This is a genomic window from Alteromonas sp. 1_MG-2023 (genome assembly GCF_030547075.1).
Taxonomy (GTDB): Bacteria; Pseudomonadota; Gammaproteobacteria; order Enterobacterales; family Alteromonadaceae; genus Alteromonas.
Window position 1 is genome coordinate 182,846 of sequence record NZ_JAUOQH010000008.1, and the last position, 18,837, is coordinate 201,682.

Sequence of the window (18,837 nt, forward strand, 5' to 3'; positions counted from 1 at the left end):
GGTCTAGTGATGAGTAATGAAACAGTAGTGATTGTGGCAGCGAAGCGCACGCCAATGGGCGGGTTTAACGGAAGCTTATCTGGTGTTACTGCCACCGAACTTGGCGCCACAGCTATTAAGTCAGTGTGTGAAACACTTGATGTGAGCCAAATTGATGAAGTTGTGATGGGATGCGTGCTCCCCGCAGGGCTTGGTCAAGCGCCAGCACGTCAGGCATCGCTAGGTGCAGGTCTACCCATTAGTGCAGGCGTTACCACTATCAATAAAGTGTGTGGATCTGGTTTGAAGGCGGTAATGCTCGCGCATGATTTAATAAAAGCGGGTAGTGCAGAGGTTGTTGTTGCTGGTGGCTTTGAAAGTATGAGTAACGCCCCTTATTTGTTGCCTAAAGCAAGAACGGGCTACCGTATGGGGCACGGTCAGGTGCTTGATCATATGATGTTGGATGGCCTTGAGAATGCGTACGATGGTAAGGCTATGGGTTGCTTTGCTCAAGATACCGCCGATGCAGAAAACATTACCCGAAATGAAATGGATGACTTTGCGCTACGCTCATTATCAAAGGCACATGAAGCGATTAATAGCGGCAGTTTTAAAGATGAAATAGTGAACGTGACTATCTCGGGCCGTAAAGGCGATGTGGTGGTAGATACCGACGAAGGTCCAGGCTCTGCAAAACCTGAGAAAATTCCTTCGCTTCGCCCAGCGTTTAAAAAAGACGGCACCGTAACGGCAGCTAATTCTAGTTCTATTTCAGATGGCGCGGCCGCATTGTTGGTGATGAGCGAAGCGAAAGCACAAGCCTTAGGCCTAGCTCCGCTGGCCAAGGTAGTGGCTCATGCTACGAATTCTATTGAGCCCGAAAACTTTACTTTAGCCCCAGTTGGCGCCATGGAAAACGTGCTGACTAAAACGGGCTGGAGCAAAGAAGACGTAGATTTGTTTGAAATTAACGAAGCCTTTGCCATGGTAACCATGATGGCAGTGCGCAAAATGGCGTTAGATGAAAGCAAAGTAAACGTAAAAGGGGGAGCTTGCGCTCTTGGTCACCCAATAGGCGCTTCAGGCGCACGAATTTTGGTTACCTTACTTCACGCACTGAAACAGAAAAATGCCAAGAAAGGCATAGCGTCATTATGTATTGGCGGTGGTGAAGGCGTAGCGTTAGCAGTAGAAATGATATAAGCACGATTTATTTGTTGCTAAATAAAGCATAAAATAGACTAAATGGCACCCCAAATTGGGTGCCATTTGTGTTTTAATTAACCTATATTGAGCTTAATATTTATCGCTTGTATTTGAATAATACGGTTCGATGACGTTTAAGTATGATTGTCAGAGTATAATGTGTAGCAACTATGAAACGAAAAGTAAGCATTTTGCGTAATTTTAAGCTTAGTTTGTTGCTATCGTGAAGTTTTAGTTTAGACCGATGTTGCATTCGCAGGCGCTAAGTTAGATACTCTCGTATGCGTTCTATCGCATTTTATGTATTTGTATTTAGGTGGTCTTTTTGATTCTTTCCAGGTGTTTACGCCTTTTCTCAATAGCTATTTTACTAGCATTGACGTTTTCAAGTGAAATAGAAGCACAATCAGTTCAACAACAGATTACTCAACCGCAATCGCTGAATGCCAAGCCCTCTAGAGTAGTGACATATTGTGTCGATCCTAATTGGGCGCCTTATGAAGCAATTCGTAATCATAATCACGTGGGCGTTTCTGCCGATTATATTAAGCTCATTTCTGAGCTTTCGGGCTTAACCTTTGAATTAGTGCCTACTGACACATGGGAACAAAGCTTAGAATACGTGCAGAAAGGCAACTGCCAAGTGCTTTCTATGCTTAACGTATCTGACTTCAGAAAGCAGTTTTTAAACTTTTCACACCCTTATTTTGAAGCGCCGAATATTTTGGTCGCTCGTTCTGGTACTCCTATTTTGCAGGGTTATGGAGGAGTAGGGCACAGAATTGTGGGCGTAGTGAAGGGCTATAGGCAGGTTGAATACATATCAAGAAACTACCCTGAAATACGTATTAAATTAGTAGAGTCGGAGATTGACGGGCTTACCCAATTATCTCGGGGTGAAATCGATGTGATGGTAGGCTCATTAATGAGCGTTAACACCTACATCAATAATCAGAAGGTAGATAACCTTAATATAGTAGGTTATGCAGAGCCCTTCGACTCACTCGCTTTTGGCGTAAACAAGTCGTTTAGCGACATTATTCCAACCTTAAACAGTGCTATTTCACGAATCCCTGAGCACAGAAAGATAGATATTTATAAGCGATGGAATAACGTTCAAGTACGTTACGAACGAAATTACTTCAAATTGCTCATCACTACTGCAATTGTATTGATGATAGTGGTTGGTTTGGTATGGCGAAATAGAACCGTTTCCCAATACAGCCGTTTGATAAAGCAGAAGAATAATGAAATTGAATCTTTGCAGACTACCTTGCTAGATAGAAATCGCACGTTAGAGTTTTTGTCTGCTCACGACACACTCACCGGTTTGTATAATCGAAACCATATGATTCAAAAGGCTGAAGAAGAGATATCTCGGTTTCAGCGTTTTCATACCACGGCGTCTTTGATTGTCGTGGAAATTGCTGTTAAGCGAGATAGTCGCGGAGAACTAGCAGAGTTTGACCGAGAAAATATCTTAAAGCAGGTGGCGTCTCAGTGCCTTGCCACGGTTCGGGAGGTAGATATTGTTTCTCGTTTTACTGGTGAGCAGTTTATTATTCTTTGCCCCCAAACGAACCTAGATTCAGGGCGGGTACTTGCCGATCGTTTAGTGGAATGTATCGACCAAGATATCTTAACCGGTAACACTAAAATGCAGGTTGCTGCTGGTTTGTCTGAATTAAAAGAAAGTGAGAGCTTCACCGATTGGTTTGAACGTACTACCAAAGCGCTTTATCATTCAAAACGCTTAGGGTATGCCATGGTAACGGTAGCTGAATAGCGTGCTAGCAAAGAAGAAAGAAGCTAAGTAACGAGAAACAAGAAGCAGAGTAGATGACTAGAACAGCAGGTGACCAAATTAGCAGGTAACTAGGATAGCAGGTAAGTAAAATAGCTATATTCAACTAACCTGCTAAAAAGTGCCTAAACAATAGGTTCGTAATGCCATTGGTGAGAGTCGTAGTGAATATTGGCTCTTTCGTATTCACGCTCAGAGCGCCAGTTTCTGTTGTTCAATTTAGCCGACACCCCAGGATAAAGCTTTTTATTGGCAATCAGTTTAATATCTTGTTGGTACTGTACTTTGGCATCAGTCACTTCCAGTACTTTAGACTCAATCCAATCAAGTAATGCAGTTTCATTGTTGAACATCTCAAGCGCCTCAGCGACTTTAGCTTTTAGCTCTTTCGGTACTTTTTTACTTTTCAGAATATCTATTTTTTCTTTATGTTTACTGGTGTTCTCACGTAGTTGGCCTAGTAACTCATCTAATGCGTCTTTGCGTTCAAGTAGCTGTGCAAAGCCGGGACTAAAATCAATTTTAAGTGTACTTCCTGATACAGCACCAAGAGTGCCAGCCTCAACTCTGTCTTGGCTAATTATATCGCATGCGAACAAATTCCCCATGGGCTTGTCTACTTGACCGACAATAACTGCACCGCCACAACGTAATTTGCTGTAAGCAAGTTGTCTACCTACGGTAATATTGCCTGAACAGTGAATTTCTATCCCCTGTCCATGCTGAACATGAATGCTGCCTTTCGCTACTAAGTGACAGTTGAACTCGCCTGAACTGTCATTCACTTTACCCATAGCACCTTCGGTAATAATGATATCGCCGCCAGACTCAATATGGGCAGATTCTACAAAGCCATTAATGGTGACATCACCTTCGGCTTTTATTTGCATTTTTTCGGTTACATCGCCATTAACCAGCACTGCACCTTCATAGTTAACGTGGCCAGTGCCTACATTTACGCCGTTACAGATATAGGTGGCGTCAATGTTCATGGTTTGATCTTGATATTTCGGCATGCCAGCAATGGCGGAGATTAATAAATTTTGGTCGTCATCTGCCAATACGGTGCCGCTGCCTTTTCGAAACTCTACCCACTCGCCAGGGATGGGAGGTAGCTTAGCGCCTCTGACATCGAAACCGCTTCTTCCTAGTGTTGGCTCTGTTCTTTTTAATACAGGCGTACCTACTTTAACGCAGATCACTTCACCTAAATTACGCATATCAACGCGCTCGCCAGCATTGGTTTGTGGCTTTAATATGCGCTCAAGCGCATTAGGAACTAAAGGAATAAACCGAGAAGAGCGTCCGTTGCGGGCAGGTAGGCCCTTGGCTACCGTTCGTTCTATCACTGTGCCAGGTGCAGCTCTTCGTGCTTCAAGCAACATAGCTTCAATCACGTTAGTACCTAAGCCGCGGTGGATATTATTCTTTGTTGCTAGCGATTTAATAGTATTAATCGTAGGTGATTTTCCGCCATAAGGAGAAGTAATCACAAGATTAGCCGACATGGAATCTTCGGGAATACGAAATTCTATTTCAGCGTTTCTTCTTTCACCTATACGCTCTTGTACAATGGTGTTGTCACCAGTTTTGAAGTAATGGTTGGCGGTGTCGCAGGCAGACTTCAAAGCAGAGTCTGAAACGTATAAACGTTTAGTTTCTCCAGTTGCTAACTCCGCTTTCACTTGGCGTAGATCTATTTCTTTTGAAAACTCTGACGGGTTCAGCGTCAGATTTATATAGGTTCTCGTTTTATCAAAACTTATGTTTACGCCATTCATTACTACATTCATCCTTTGAGCAGTCTTTCTTTTCTATCTTCTTTATCGACGTTATTGCCATAGACTTAAGCTAGATATAGGCCTTGGGGGCCAATTTTACTTCGTCATTTTTATCCAATAGATATAAGGTTAATGTAATGCCATCCATTGCAGTACGTCAAAGGTTTTCGGCGTATTGATATAACGCCCTAAGAATGGCTTGTTTCTCTGCGTTATCAACATGTTCGTGTGCCAAACGTTCTAGGGTGCTCATGTAATGTTCTAGGGTAATAGACGCAGGTGAAGTCGAATCAGTTAAACGCTCTTGTCTATGTCTTTGCCACTTGAGTGTTTCATCATAAGTAAGCGTAGAAGGGTAGTTTCGTGCTCTGTATCTGAATAATAGAGTCCGTAAACCAACATGTTGTGTTGCGTCGGCTAAAGCACCTAGTGCTTCTGGGCTCGACTCAAGCACGTTATTACACCATTCTCGGTCTTCATTACTTAAAAAGCCCCCACTATAAAGCGCATGATCAATATCATGTTCTTTGTCGTCACCATCATTGTCGTACACCTTCGACAACTTTAGTCCTAAATCACGTTGTTGCGCTAAAGTACGATAGTTTTCAAGACAGGTTTCTCTGTCTAGCCCTAGTCTGTGGGCATTGTCTTCAGTCATTGCTTTTGCTGTCGTCACAAATGGCGAGCGGTTGATATGGATAAGCTTTAACCCTGGGCGCAACGCGTTGGCATCTGCACCTGCTCCAGCATCGTAGCGAGCATATAGTTTTTCTTTTATTTCTTCAGGTGAGTCTTCAAGCAAACTATCAATAGGTTTTGAAAGGTCTACCGCAATAATTGCGTTGCTGTTGGTAGGGTGTTTTGCAATAGGCATTATCCACGTGCAACATCCTTGGCTTGCAGGCAATTTCGCTGAAATATGCAATAAAACAGAAGGCTTGGTTAAATCGAATTGATTCAGTACATTGTGCTTACTTCGTAGCGAGTATGCGTATTCAAATAACTTAGGCTGCTTTTCTTTAATCAGCTTGGCTAACGCAATGGTGGCGTGAACATCGCTTAGGGCATCATGAGCGTTTTCATGGCTAATACCATTTTCTTTGGTCAAATGCTCTAACTTGAAGCTTGGCGTGCCGTCTTCTCGCTTAGGCCAGTTAATACCGTCAGGGCGAAGCGCGTAACAGGCTCGGGCCAAGTCAATAATATCCCAGCGACTATTTCCATTTCGCCACTCCCTTGAATAAGGGTCGTAGAAATTCCGGTAAAACAGGAACCTAGCCACTTCATCGTCGAACCTTATGCTATTAAAGCCCAAACTACAGGTGTTCGGCGTCGACATTTCTTGGTAAATACGCTTCGCGAAATCAGCTTCGTTGGAGCCATCACGCAAGGTTTGTTGCGGCGTAATACCGGTAATCAAACAGGCTTCAGGGTGGGGCAGGTAATCGTTGGCAATAGCACTCATAATATTAATCGGTTTACCGATAATATTGAAATCCAGATCGGTTCTAATGGCTGCGAACTGACAAGGTAAATCTTTTTGGCCGCTGGTACCGAAGGTTTCGAAATCGTACCAAAGAAAGCTAGGTTCGTGCATGTTTTACGTTACATTTTTCAAAAGTGACATCATGCTGGCAGTGTACACTGCACGGGTTTGAATACCAAACCTAGCGGTTAAAAACGAATTTACTTGCATAACTTGCCATTCCTGAAATCTGAAACTAGTTTTATGTATATCAGATAATTAGAATGTATCTCACTTTGGCAGTGTCAAATAAACAAAAAGCGAAAGCAAAGTATTCCCTTAATATGCTGGGTTTCGCCGTCGTCGGGGCAATAGCGGTAGCCACGATGGTGGCGCTATTTTTTGAAAGTAACCTTTCTCAAAGCGTATTAGACGATGTGACTTCCGAACTTAATCATCGCACCTTCGAAATAGAGACCTATACCCAGCGCCAAGCTGCTCAATATGCTGATAATCTGAAATTCTTGCATGCCACCCCACCTATTTCGGGTATCCCTAGAGCCGTTGAAAATGATGGTATTGATCCTAGAGATAACACCAGTTTTCAAATTTGGAAACAACGGTTAGAAACCATTTTTGTTGCGTTTTTAGAGAACAATGAAGAGGTTGACCAACTTCGCATTATCAGTGTTGAAGAAGGCAAAGAAGTGGTGCGTGTAGAAAGAGACGGCTTAAAGATAGCTGCGCTAGGTGATATTGATCTTCAAGAGAAGAATACCAGGGGCTATTACGAAGAAAGTGTAAAGTTATCCCGAAATGAACTTTATATGTCGGGTATTAGTTTAAATCGCGAATACGGAAAGGTAGAGTTTCCCTACAAACCTGTATTGCGTTTATCACTGCCCATATTCAGAGATAATGGCGAGAGGTACGGTTTCATTATTATGAATGTCAATGCCTCTGTGGCATTAGCGGGAATAAGTGAGTTCTTATCTGCCCCTCAACAACTTTATCTTACCGACGGTGAAGGTTTCTTCATTTTACACCCAGAAAAACGTTATCACTTTACCCGGGATCTCGCTCCCGAAATAACGTGGCAAAGTCAATTATCAATCCCTTTACAAGAAGGCGTGAAACACCTTAGTTTCAGAGAGGATGGTGCAACCAGTGAGCTTGTTATTGCAAGCCGTAGAGTGGTGGTAAGCAGCTCGCCGGGTATGCAATATTTTTACGTTCATTTAGCCTTACCAAAACATATAATTTCCGCGATGATGAATGAAAGGCGGTTAGCGGTATATGGATTCCTGCTGGCAATGTCTATTTTATTTGCCGTGGTGCTATTAATTTTTCATCGAAGCGCCAAAAAAAGCTTTGAGTTAGCGGAAGCCCGAGGTGAGTCGGCGGCTATTGTAGCAGGCTCTAGCGACGCCATTGTTAGTATGGATATTGCTGGAATAGTAAAAAGCTGGAACATGGCTGCAGAAAGGCTATTTAGATTACCTAGCTCTACTATCTTAGAGCATCACTACAGTGCATTTGCTTCAATACGCCCTATCTCTTGGGACAAATACCTTAATGCAGAAGTAGCTAGAACGGGTTACTTTCAGGATGAAGTGATTTACAAACAAGCTTCGGGGCTTGAAAGCTGTCTAGCGGTTACGGTTTCCCCCATTTGGGGCGAACAAAGCCAATATTCTGGCGTAGCCGTTGTTTTGCGCGACATAACGGAAGAGCGTAATACGCAGCGTGCTATCGAAAAAATTAACCTAGAACTTGAAGAAAAGGTGGTTAATAGAACAAAGGAACTTGCAGAAGCGCGAGATGAAGCGCAGCAGGCAAGTAAAGTAAAAAGTGCCTTCATTTCTAATATTAGCCACGAAATGCGAACCCCTCTAAATGGCATAGTAGGCTCGCTTAATCTGTTAAAGCGCCAGCCACTTCCTCCAAAAGCAGAGCAGCTTGCGTCAATGATGGATGTAAGTTGTAATAATTTGAGCGTGCTAATCAACGATATTTTAGATATGTCTAAAATTGAAGCTGGGAAATTAGATTTAAATATTCAGGCATTCAACCCTATTCATCTTATTGAAACCCTTGCTTCATCACTGGCTATTCGCGCACACAATAAAGGATTGGAATTTTTTGTCGATACCACAGAACTAAAGGCTGAAACTGTGGTGTCAGATCCTCACCGTGTGTCGCAAATTATTAGTAACTTGGTAAATAACGCGATTAAATTTACTGAGCAAGGGCATGTAGCATTAACCGCATCATTTGAAACCAACGAAGATGATAAACAGCAACTTTATGTATCTGTAACCGATACAGGTATTGGCATTGCCAAAGAAAACCAGCCAAAATTGTTTACCGCTTTTACGCAAGCCGATGCGTCGGTGGCAACGCGGTTTGGTGGCACGGGTTTAGGACTATCTATATGCAAGCAACTGAGTGTGTTACTTGGCGGTGATATCGATTTTTCTTCCTTGCAAGGTAAGGGGAGTACCTTTTCGTTTCGGGTTTTGGTAGACGACGTTACGTCTGAAGATAGTCAGCAGTCTTTGGCTCTGAGTAATAAAATGGATGGCTTGCGGTTTGCCGTATTTGCCCAGTACCTGCCGCTTGCCGATAATATTAATACACTGATTGTCAGTGAAGGCGGCAATAGTGTAAACACTTACACGAACACGGTGACATTTGATTCAGTGAGTTGGGAATCCATAGATATTATTGTGACCGACTACAATAACCCGATTTTGTCGGTGTTAGATGAACATTGGAGTAGTTTAGAAAAACAAATTTCGGTGCCCCACATTTGCATGTTGCAGAGTATTGGAAAGCCTGCGACTTATTTCACTAATTTTACCCCCGCGATATTAACTAAGCCTTTGTTAAAATCTGAGTTTTTGAAAATAGTGAACAACACTTCTCCTGAGTTAGTGGAAAATGAGCTGAGTCATTCGCAAGAATCTAGTGCCACCAATATTGAAAAAGAAAGCGTGGCGGGGGCCCATGTCCTTATTGTCGATGACAACGCGATTAATATAGAAGTGGCAAAGGGCATGCTAGACAATTTACCGGTATCGGTGAGAACAGCTACAAATGGCGAGCAAGCCCTAGATGTGGTGAAACAGTGTGAAAGGGAAGGGCAGTACATCCATTGCATTTTAATGGATTGCCAAATGCCGATAATGGATGGTTATTCCTGCACGAAAGCCATCCGGGATGGAAGGGCTGGGAAGGTGCATCAGGCTATCCCAATTATAGCCATGACAGCAAATGCCATGTTAGGGGAGAAAGAAAAATGTATGGCAGCGGGTATGAGCGACTATGTCACTAAGCCCATCATGGCAAGTATTGTTGAACCTAAGGTAATTAAGTGGATACAGTCGGTATACAGCGCACAATTTGCAGGGAACGCAGTACGTAAAGATACCCAAGAGTTAGTTTTAGACAGGGGTGAGGGCAATCAGGGAGGAGCCGTGCATGAGGATTCTTCTCCAGAAGCTGTACCTTTGATAGCGGGACCTTCAAAAGCAGTTCCTTCAGTTTCAATAGCCCCAGTTTCAATAGCCCCAGTTTCCACAGTTTCAGTTTCGACAGCGCCCTCAGCGTCAACGCCTTCTACATCCACAGGTACCTCAACGGTGCGAGTGCAGAGGGCGTCTCTATCCACAGAAGAGCAGGTATGGGACAAATCGAGCGCGTTATCTCGTTTAGCCAACAATGAAGTTTTATACAACAAAATTTGTGAGATGTTTAGTGAAAGTGCGCCTAAAAAATGCCATGAACTTACCAGTGCGCTGCAGGATAAAGACTTACCTAACATTAAACTATTGGCTCACACATTAAAGGGGATGTCTGGTGATATTGGTGCCTCAATGGTACAAAGTCATTTTGATGAAATTGAGCGTTTGGCGAGGGATGAAAAGTTCGCTGAAATAGAAGGTGTACTGCCTCAGGCAATGCATAACATAGAAGCTTTTTTAACGGTATTGAAGTCGGAGTCTGAATAGCAGTAGGCTTATTTCAACAGTGCCCACTACAATAATTGTAAGGTTGACTTAGCTCGCTCGCTAAAAATGTAAAATTAATTAAGAAAAACTGAAACGAAAAGTAGCTGTTAAATACATACTCTACTAGGCTTAAAGCGTAACAGTGAAAATGTTACAAAGCTATAACATCTGTTTACATTATTATTATAACAAGCACTGCCGTTTCGTCTTCTTGCTAGTGAGCACGTAAACAGACGCTGCGGCTGGGAGAGAAAAATGGAATCGTTGCTAGTCAGTGATTATATGAATACTCACCCCGTAAAATTAAATGGGGAAATGACGGTTGCCGAGGCAGTAGAAGCGTTATTGGCTTGCGGGCAAAGTGGCGGCCCAGTGATAGATATTAAAGGTAAGGTAATAGGTTTTTTATCTGAGCAAGATTGTATCGCTCAGATGATAGCTTCAAGCTACTACCGAGAACAAATTTGTCGCGTGGTCGAAATTATGAAAGTACCGGTTGTGGTTATTAAACCCTATATGTCGGTGATAGAGTTGGCGCAGTTACTCATTAAAGATAAGCCTAGAGTTTATCCTGTGGTTGATGATAGTGGCGTTTTGGTTGGCAGTATTAACCGAACGGCAGTGTTAAGAGCGATAGATGTGCAGCTTCGATCGGGTTACCAACAAGCTAGCTAAGAACCAAGTACAGAAAAAGGGTAAGCTGTAAGCTTACCCTTGGTTTTTTACGTACACCATGTTTGCGTTTTTGCGTTGCTGTGTATTATTAGTAAATGATAAGACGCACTTGCTGCTTATAAGCAGTTGTTGGCATTTAGCACTTAAAAATTAATAGCAAACTCGTAACCGTTAGTGTGAATTAACCTTTAGCTGTTCACGAATAGCGTTCGCTAATGCGTCACCCCTTACTAATTTAAAATTTTGTCGTTCGCTAGGCATTACATTTCTACCATCCTGAACTACCAGTAACCCACTTTCGAAAGGCCCACCTAAGTTCGCGTTTGTGGTTTCTAGGCCATCGGTTTCAGACACACCATCAATTCCTTTTTCGTAATTTGCGCTAATTTTTACCATACCGACCAAGTGGTAAGGGGCTTTACTTTTATAAACAGCATATTGGTTATTCCCTTGGCTTGAAGCAATAAGGTAGCGCACGTCATCTACATCAAATAACGATAATCCTTCAATGTCAGCGGTAACGGGGGATTCTATAGGAATAATAAACATGGGTGTCTTGTTAGCATTGCTAGCGTTTTGTGAGTTTTCTGAGATATCCAATGCCCATATACCAGCCCCTTCTTCGCCTAAAAAGGCAATTTTAGAATCGGTATCAACCACACAACCTTCGGGCTGAGACGGCAAGTTGAAGTCGTGAAGCAAAGTCGCAGAAACCCGACTAGGATTTGTTCTGTCAGTCTTGCTCGCGTTTTTATTATGGGTGTCTCTGTTATTTTGATCTCTGTTAGTTTCGCTGTTCACTTCATCTTTGTTAACTTCAGTTGAAGAGTTCAATCGATAACGCAAGTACCTTGCATCGGTGCTATTAACTAACACTTCTGTGTGATTATTTATTGAAAACACGCATAAGCCATATACGTCAGTTAGCGGGGTAGGAATATTCGCGTTAAAGGTTAATTCGCCGGTTTCTTTGTCGATAAAAAATATCGACAGGCTGTTACCACTTCGGTTACTCGCCACCGCGATATCGTGTTGTGGCGCCCAATCGTATGCCACGCCCACGTTGTTTACTCGCCCGACCTTGTGAGATTCAACTAACTCACCTTGTAAGTTATAAGTATTTAGGCTGCCTTTTTTGTTAGTGCCTATCACCAAACTTTTAGACGGGTTATTTTTGTTTATCCAAATAGCAGGATCGTCTGCTGCATCACCATAATTTTCTACCACATCGGTTTCATAAACAGGCTGGAGTTCCATAGTAGACAACACGGGAGCAGAAAACATGGGTGTCTCGTTAGTGGGTTCGTCACCGTTTGTGATGGGTGTCTCTGTAGTGAGAACTGTGTCTTTTAACATGGGTGTCTTGTTAAGGGAGGCTTGGTTTAATTGGCAGCTGTTAAGCGTTGCAATGGCTTGGGTAATGTCAGTGGTGAATGTGCTACCCGAGTTGTCATCGTAGAGGTTGGCGTAAACCGTATCGCCTTTTACCGACAGGGCGATATCTTCTGGAGCTATGTTTTTATTAAAACCAAAGAAGGTTGTGGCGCACGTGTTGTGTAGCCACAAGCCACTGTGTTCTGGGCTTACCCAGGCGGTAACCAAGCCTTGTGTACCTGGGCTGGCGGGAATCATCTTGTGTACTTCAAACCCATTAAGGGTGGCAACACCTTCTATTGGCGTATCGGCTCGATTGAAAATAAGCGTGCGTTCAACCTCAGCTTCTTCGTCTGCAGGCATGGCCCAAACGCCAGCGTACTCGTCAGCTAAATAGATGGTCTGCTCAACATCGATTACTTTTACATGAGAAGCCCCTGCATCAGAAGCTTTGTAATTATAAGCCCGGTAGCTAGCGCCAAGTGCACAGCTTTTTATACCTGGGCCTATAGCCAGTGTTCGTAAAAGATGAACGGTGAGCGTGCTATCGCTCTTACTGGGCAAAGCCAAATATTGAGTCAGCATGCCCAACGCATCTATATTGATGAATTGTAATTTGTCGTCACTCTTTGCACTACACAAAGCCTCTGAATCTTTCACTTCAATGGCTGAGGTTTGGGTAATGTTAACGGTAGCAGTTTGGGTATTTGCAACATCTATTCTATAGGTACGAATTTGTTGGCTGTTAATATCGAAAACCAAGGTTTGAATATAGGTGCGGTTAGTGTTTGTTAATTTATTTTCTGAGCCATTGTCTAATTGGTTGCTTGATTTACTGCCTGAACTACTACGTAAATTATTATCTAAATTATTGCTTGATTCACTACTGAATAGGTAGCTTCCCGTTGCAATAAAGTTACCTTCTTGCGAAGCAATAACCTTATTGTTTTCAGAAACCGTAATACCATTGGTTTCACTTGTTTCTATATGCAACGTTCTGCCATTTAATGTAAATGTCGGTACAGAGTCAAAGCCAGTGCCTAGACCTTCAACTTCAACCGATAGGGTTTTATTTTGGGGTCGATGGACGATATCGAGAGATGTGTTTTGCCCTTGGCTCGAGATTGAGAAAAAGGCAAAAAAAACGAGTAATGCGCGCATGAATATTTCTCTAATAGGGGGCGCACTTTTGCGCGCCCTCTTTTTAAGTGTTGGGTATGGAAACGCTAGGTACGAAACGTTATATTCGATCGCTTTGTGTTTCCATTTAGTGGTTCAACCATTATGGTTTAACATATATCTTGTTTTACCGTATGAGCATAAATAGTTTGCTTATTAACGTATTTGCCATGTAAAACCTAGCTCAAAAGTACGACCGTATTCTTCAAACTGCGCATTGTTATTGCGAGAGTCGAAGTAGTTGTAAAAAGGCTCGTTATTAATGTTGATGGCGTTAAAGTAAACTTGCATGTCGTTGTTGATGTAATACTTTGCAGTAAAGTCTAACTGAGCATGTTCGTCTTCATAGCGAAGGAAGTCGCCATCAATTTCTTCAAAGTTTTCACTCTTATAAGTCATCGCCAAGCGCAGGCTAAAATCGTTGGCTTCGTAGCCAAAGTTTAGATTACCTATGGTGTCTGACTGATTGGGCAGTTGTGTTTCAAACTTTTCACCGTCTAAGAAGGTTGTGGCATCTGAGTCGGTGAATGTGGCATTTGCTGCTACTAGAAAACCATTGTTAAAGGCTTTGACCCACGATAGCTCTAGCCCGTGTAGGCTTGCAGAATCTCCATTAATGGCTTGGATAGCTTCATCGTAATCTTCCCAGCCTTCAGTACCTGCAACATCTGCGTAAACAATGAAGTTATCAATATTTTTATAGAAATAACCTGCAGATAAAACGCCAATATCTCCCGGGTAGTATTCAAGTGAAATGTCGAAGTTCTGCGCTTCGTATGGCTGTAAATCTGGGTTGCCTACTTCTGCTTCACGCTCTGTTACGAAAACGCCATCATCTTCTTCAGTCGAGCTTTCGATAATTTGAAATGCTGCCACATCTTCGAATTTAGGGCGCGAAATAGTTTGTGTATAGGCAGCGCGTAGTTGTAGCTTTTCCGAGAATGAATAACGAGCATTAATGCTAGGCAGCCAGTGATCGTAGTCACGCTCTGCTTCCCAAATAGTGTTTACCACTTCTTCTACGTCGGTTTCTTCGTTAGCAATAAGTTCTACTCGCATACCAGAGGTACTAAAATCAGTACGCTCGTAGCGAACACCGGCCACCACATGAAGCTTTTCTATATCTACGCTAGCCATAAGGTAAGCGGCAAAAATATCTTCTTCGTTAACGTAAGTGGCACCGTTAGATTCAACCTCTGAATCTAATTCAGCAAGTTCTAAGCTACTGCGGTTTTCGTTGAAGTAGCTACGCATAGTGGTGCTTGATAACCCAGGACCAAATGAACCTAATGAGTATTCTGGCTCGCTAGCAGCGAAGTCTGCTGAGTTAATATCGTCGAAATCGCCGTCGTAAATAAAAATATTGCTGTCACGGTCTTTTTCACGGCTGCGATATTTAGAGCCAAGTTTAAGTTCACCTAAGTACTCGCCAAAATTAACTGGGCGGCTCAAATCAAATTTAATGCTGGTTTCAGTATCTTTGGTGTAGTTATCTTCAAACGAAATTTCATCGAGTTCGTAGGTAGATAAATCTGAAGCAGCATCATCTTGAGTAATAGTAGGGCGAATGGTATTTAAATCCGCTGCAATACTCGCGTTTTCGGTAACGAACGTATAGTAAAGGGCATCTGGCTCGTCTTCGTCAGACTTTGCATAACCTAGTTGCCAGTCGGCTTTCCATGTTTGTAATTGATGTTCACCGCCAAGGGCTACCGTAAAAATACTTTGGGTTTCTTTTCTGTCTTTACTGCCACGCTCAATTTCTGAATCGTCACCATCTAGGGTGTAAGTATTACTTAAACGATATTCTTCATCAGAAAACTCGCTGTACAGAGTGCGAAGGAAGTACTGGTTGTTGAAGTTAGGGCGGTAATCAAGGTTTACTGCAGCACCTAAGCGTTCACGTGAAATCGTGTACTGGCGCTGTTCAACTTCATCTTCACCATTACTTTCAACGTTATCTGAACCAAAATCGCGGTCGAAGTAGGACAGTGCTGCCGCGACGCCCCAATCAGGAGATAATTTTTGGGTGAAGGTACCTGATAGTTTCGGGCTTACTTCGTTACGCAAATCGTTTTGGCTCGCCTGCGCCGTTATGCTTGCGGTATCGTGCTTTTTATCAAAAGCACTTACGCTGGTTACTTCAACCGAGCCACCAATAGCATCGCCGTCCATGTCTGGGGTAACCGATTTAGATACTTCTAGTGTTTGAATAAGTTCTGATGGAATAACATCTAGGGCTACCGAGCGTACACCAGATTCCGGCGAAGGAATGTTAAGGCCATTAATGGTGACATTATTTAAGTTAGGATCGATTCCACGAATGCCCACAAAACGACCTTCACCTTGGTCGCGCTCAATAGATAAACCAGGTAAACGTTGAAGCGACTCGGCCGCATTTTGATCTGGAAATTGACCAATAGCATCGGCAGATACCACTGAAGATATGCGGTTTGATGTGCGCTGTTGGTTAATGGCACTGGCTTGGCTGCTTCGTTGACCAAGTACAAGTAATTCTTCAAGGGTATCGCCTTCACCAAGTTGAATGGTAGGGCGTATGGTGGCGTCGTCACTTACAGTAACTTTCTGGGTAACGGTATCTTCGCCTAAGTAAGACACTTCAAGGGTATAGTTTCCAGCTGGTATTGCAGAAAAGCGGAAGCTTCCATCTCGTTGCGACTCAGTAACTAAGTTGAGTTCTTTAATACGAACCTTAGCACCTACGTATATTCGCGCTTTCGCTGCGTCGTTCAACGTGCCGTCAATAGCGCCATCAGCTGCAAGTGCAGTATGAGAAAACGAAAGGCCTAGGGCGGCAATGCAAGCAAGTCGTAAAGTGGAGTAACGCGTTTTAATTTTCATTCTTAATCCGTGAGTTTGAGTGTGCGATGCCCGGCTAAGGTAAAAACCTGATATGACAATTCTGTGACGCCGACCCACAACTTTTGGAAAAAAAGGCAAAATAAGTGAGGTTATTAAAAGCCTGAGCCAAAATGACCCATATGTAAGGTATTGCTATACATGATTATTTTCTTACTATTTACACATTAAAGTGTTTTTTGCCACCAAGCTGTCACATTCGTGAGCCAAACTGACCCTCGACAATAAGGTTCAAGGTGGGATATTCCCCGTGTCTTGTAAGTTGCATATTCATTCCTTATGCAATATTCGCGGTTTATACCCAAAGAGAGTGCAATATCATGTTTACATTAAGAAATGCTACCCAGTTTAGCCATCACAAAGGTTGGTTGCTGTTTACCAGCGCGGCTATCGCATTGGCTTGTTTTTTAAGTCTTACCTTTGGTAATGCGAAATCGATAGCCATTATATCTGGCCTAGATATTGTGGGTGAGGGCAGTGTGGTATTGCTTACTTTAGGATGGGTGTTAGCAGTTTTGGCAAGTCGCCCGCCGGGTAAAGTTACTAGTTTGCTGGTGGTTGGCTTGGTGTTTTTCTTATTCTCGATGTTCTTAGATTTACTCGATGAATTTATGAAATACCCAGACTCAGCACTTTGGTTAAGCATGATTGAATCTATACCCGCCGCTATCGGCATGGTGGTAATGACAGCTGCACTTTATCTTTGGCATTTAGAACAGCGAGCTATTAATTTGCAGTTACGCCGCCGAGAATGGGATTATCGCGATCACGAAGAAATAGACCCTATAACTCAACTATACCGAGGTGACTATTGGCAATCTCGGGTTGCGAGTTTACAAGAAAAGGGAGAGGAGGGCTTTGTTGCTATTATCGATATTAATGAGTTCTCTTATTTTAATCAGCGTTATGGGCAAGCTGAAGGTGACCGATATTTACATGAGGTAGCTCAATTAGTGGTAATGAACTTGCGCCAGCAAGATTTAGCGTGTCGCTACGCTGGTGATAGGTTTGCACTACTTTTACCCAACGTTAACGCAGCGCAAGCCAACGACATATTGAAAGAGATTAGGATTAGTATAGGCCATGTAGCGTTTCGGTATAAAAGTGACACAGCGGCAATTTACACCAGTGCTAGGGCGGTTGTAGCGCCCCTTAACCAGCAAAGTTCGCTTTCCAGCACGCTATTACAATTACTCGCGCACCTTGAGAATGCCGAAAGGAACGCGGCTTAGTGTCTCGCCCCGTTTTTGTCCAAGCCAGTAGCTGTAAAACTGGCTTGGTAAATGGCTCAGCCGTCGGCTCAGAAATCGGTTCTGTAACCGGCCCAGTAAGTGGCTCAAAAGCTAAAGCGGCGCTTGTTACCAAGTCGGACAAAGTGATCCCTGGGTATCCCTTGGTACAAGCTGTATTAGAGGTTGCTATTCCGCGGGGCGCTAACAAACACAAAATACTGCGTGGTACAGGTATTTTCGACGAAACATTTTCAACGCCACAGCACACAGGTTCAGATCAGGTGTCTGTTGGTGGCGGCGGGCTATTAGCTAATACAAGCGCTAAGTTAAGCGCTAAGCAGTGCATTGCTTTATTAAGCAATGTAAGCAGCCAGTGTAAAGGCAACGATGTTAGCTTTCTCATTGGTAAAAGCTTAGGCGGGGTTTGGCTAACTGAAAATTTAGAAAAAATAAAACATTGTCGTAATTTAGAGCACGCAATGTCTGTATTAATGAACATTCGCTGGGAATGCTTCCCGTTGGTGTCGTTCAAACGTTTCGATGTGAAAGACAACGTATTGTGGGTATTGCAAGACACTATGGGCTGCCAAAAAAACTGGCCTTTCATTGCACAGTTATATTTATCTATGCTGGTGGCACTCATTAAATATTGGACAGACACTCGACTCCCCATCAGCTTTGGAATGGATTTCGATAGGCCTCGTAATGTTGAAGACTTTGAAACCTACCTTGGTTTAAGAACTACATTTAACGCGCCCTTGTTGTCGATTATGCTACCAAAGTCTTGCATGGCAACGCCGTTCCCTAATGCTAACTGCGAGCATGCCCAGCCTGTAGTAGATAGCCCTGCCAAATATACAGCTCGTGAAGTTAAACAAGCACGATACAGTGCTTCCTGTTTTAGCTTACTCGACTTTGTAAGAAGCCAGACCTTGCGAGAGCCCCAACGAGGATTAGCTGATTTAGCTGAAAGCTTGTGTTGCAGTACTGCCACCCTTAAACGAAAGCTTAGCGACCACCATTACAGTTACCGCGCGCTAAGTGAAGAAGCCCGCAGGCAGCAGGCAATAGTGTTACTCGCCCTTAAAAAACTTAATAATGAACAAAGCGCCTCTGAAATGGCATTTTCCGACCTAACTAACTTTCGCCGCGCAGTAAAGCGTTTAACGGGGCTTACCCCAAGTGAATTACGGGCCCGTTAATTTACTTTGCATTCAACGTAAAACCTTTTATCCTTCCCAAATAA

Annotated in this window: 10 protein-coding genes; 6 read left to right on the top strand and 4 right to left on the bottom strand. The window is 43.1% G+C overall.

Translation table 11 applies throughout. The annotated features are described in order from the left end of the window. The first annotated feature begins 9 nt into the window (after window positions 1-9). Window positions 10-1,185, top strand: a complete 1,176-nt coding sequence (locus Q4561_RS10800; RefSeq protein WP_303460172.1) for a thiolase family protein — start codon at window positions 10-12, stop codon at window positions 1,183-1,185. Window positions 1,186-1,504: 319 nt separating this feature from the next. Then, on the top strand, window positions 1,505-2,974 hold the full coding sequence (locus Q4561_RS10805; protein WP_303460174.1) for a transporter substrate-binding domain-containing protein: 1,470 nt from the start codon (window positions 1,505-1,507) through the stop codon (window positions 2,972-2,974). Between the two features lie 143 nt (window positions 2,975-3,117). On the opposite strand, the gene Q4561_RS10810 is transcribed toward Q4561_RS10805, so the two are convergent. Both Q4561_RS10810 and sbcB read right to left on the bottom strand, forming a co-directional pair. Continuing rightward, on the bottom strand, window positions 3,118-4,773 hold the full coding sequence (locus tag Q4561_RS10810) for a DUF342 domain-containing protein (RefSeq protein ID WP_303460177.1): 1,656 nt from the start codon (window positions 4,771-4,773) through the stop codon (window positions 3,118-3,120). 157 nt (window positions 4,774-4,930) lie between these two features. Next, window positions 4,931-6,370, bottom strand: a complete 1,440-nt coding sequence (gene sbcB, locus Q4561_RS10815; protein WP_303460179.1) for an exodeoxyribonuclease I — start codon at window positions 6,368-6,370, stop codon at window positions 4,931-4,933. Window positions 6,371-6,540: 170 nt separating this feature from the next. On the opposite strand from sbcB, the gene Q4561_RS10820 reads away from it, so the two are divergent. Next, a complete protein-coding gene (locus tag Q4561_RS10820) occupies window positions 6,541-10,251 on the top strand; it encodes an ATP-binding protein (RefSeq protein ID WP_303460219.1) in 3,711 nt (1,236 codons plus the stop codon). Window positions 10,252-10,506: 255 nt separating this feature from the next. Continuing rightward, a complete protein-coding gene (locus Q4561_RS10825; protein ID WP_303460182.1) occupies window positions 10,507-10,926 on the top strand; it encodes a CBS domain-containing protein in 420 nt (139 codons plus the stop codon). Between the two features lie 171 nt (window positions 10,927-11,097). Here the strand turns inward: Q4561_RS10825 and Q4561_RS10830 are convergent, their stop codons facing one another. Then, complete coding sequence (locus Q4561_RS10830) at window positions 11,098-13,461, bottom strand: phytase (RefSeq protein WP_303460185.1); 2,364 nt, start codon at window positions 13,459-13,461, stop codon at window positions 11,098-11,100. 174 nt (window positions 13,462-13,635) lie between these two features. Next, the gene (locus Q4561_RS10835; protein WP_303460187.1) at window positions 13,636-16,341 is read right to left on the bottom strand and encodes a TonB-dependent receptor; all 2,706 of its coding nucleotides are present in this window, start codon (window positions 16,339-16,341) and stop codon (window positions 13,636-13,638) included. A gap of 338 nt (window positions 16,342-16,679) precedes the next feature. Here Q4561_RS10835 and Q4561_RS10840 point away from each other — a divergent pair, with 338 nt between their 5' ends. Beyond that, the gene (locus Q4561_RS10840) at window positions 16,680-17,591 is read left to right on the top strand and encodes a sensor domain-containing diguanylate cyclase (protein ID WP_303460190.1); all 912 of its coding nucleotides are present in this window, start codon (window positions 16,680-16,682) and stop codon (window positions 17,589-17,591) included. Then, the gene (locus Q4561_RS10845) at window positions 17,591-18,793 is read left to right on the top strand and encodes an AraC family transcriptional regulator (RefSeq protein ID WP_303460192.1); all 1,203 of its coding nucleotides are present in this window, start codon (window positions 17,591-17,593) and stop codon (window positions 18,791-18,793) included. The genes Q4561_RS10840 and Q4561_RS10845 overlap by 1 nt, the downstream gene beginning before the upstream one ends. Window positions 18,794-18,837 lie beyond the last annotated feature (44 nt).

Coding starts and splice junctions, on each gene's coding strand:
- Q4561_RS10800 (WP_303460172.1), top strand. CDS start 10: ATGAGTAATGAAACAGTAGTGATTGTGGCAGCGAAGCGCACGCCAATG.
- Q4561_RS10810 (WP_303460177.1), bottom strand. CDS start 4,773: ATGAATGGCGTAAACATAAGTTTTGATAAAACGAGAACCTATATAAAT.
- sbcB (WP_303460179.1), bottom strand. CDS start 6,370: ATGCACGAACCTAGCTTTCTTTGGTACGATTTCGAAACCTTCGGTACC.
- Q4561_RS10825 (WP_303460182.1), top strand. CDS start 10,507: ATGGAATCGTTGCTAGTCAGTGATTATATGAATACTCACCCCGTAAAA.
- Q4561_RS10830 (WP_303460185.1), bottom strand. CDS start 13,461: ATGCGCGCATTACTCGTTTTTTTTGCCTTTTTCTCAATCTCGAGCCAA.
- Q4561_RS10835 (WP_303460187.1), bottom strand. CDS start 16,341: ATGAAAATTAAAACGCGTTACTCCACTTTACGACTTGCTTGCATTGCC.
- Q4561_RS10840 (WP_303460190.1), top strand. CDS start 16,680: ATGTTTACATTAAGAAATGCTACCCAGTTTAGCCATCACAAAGGTTGG.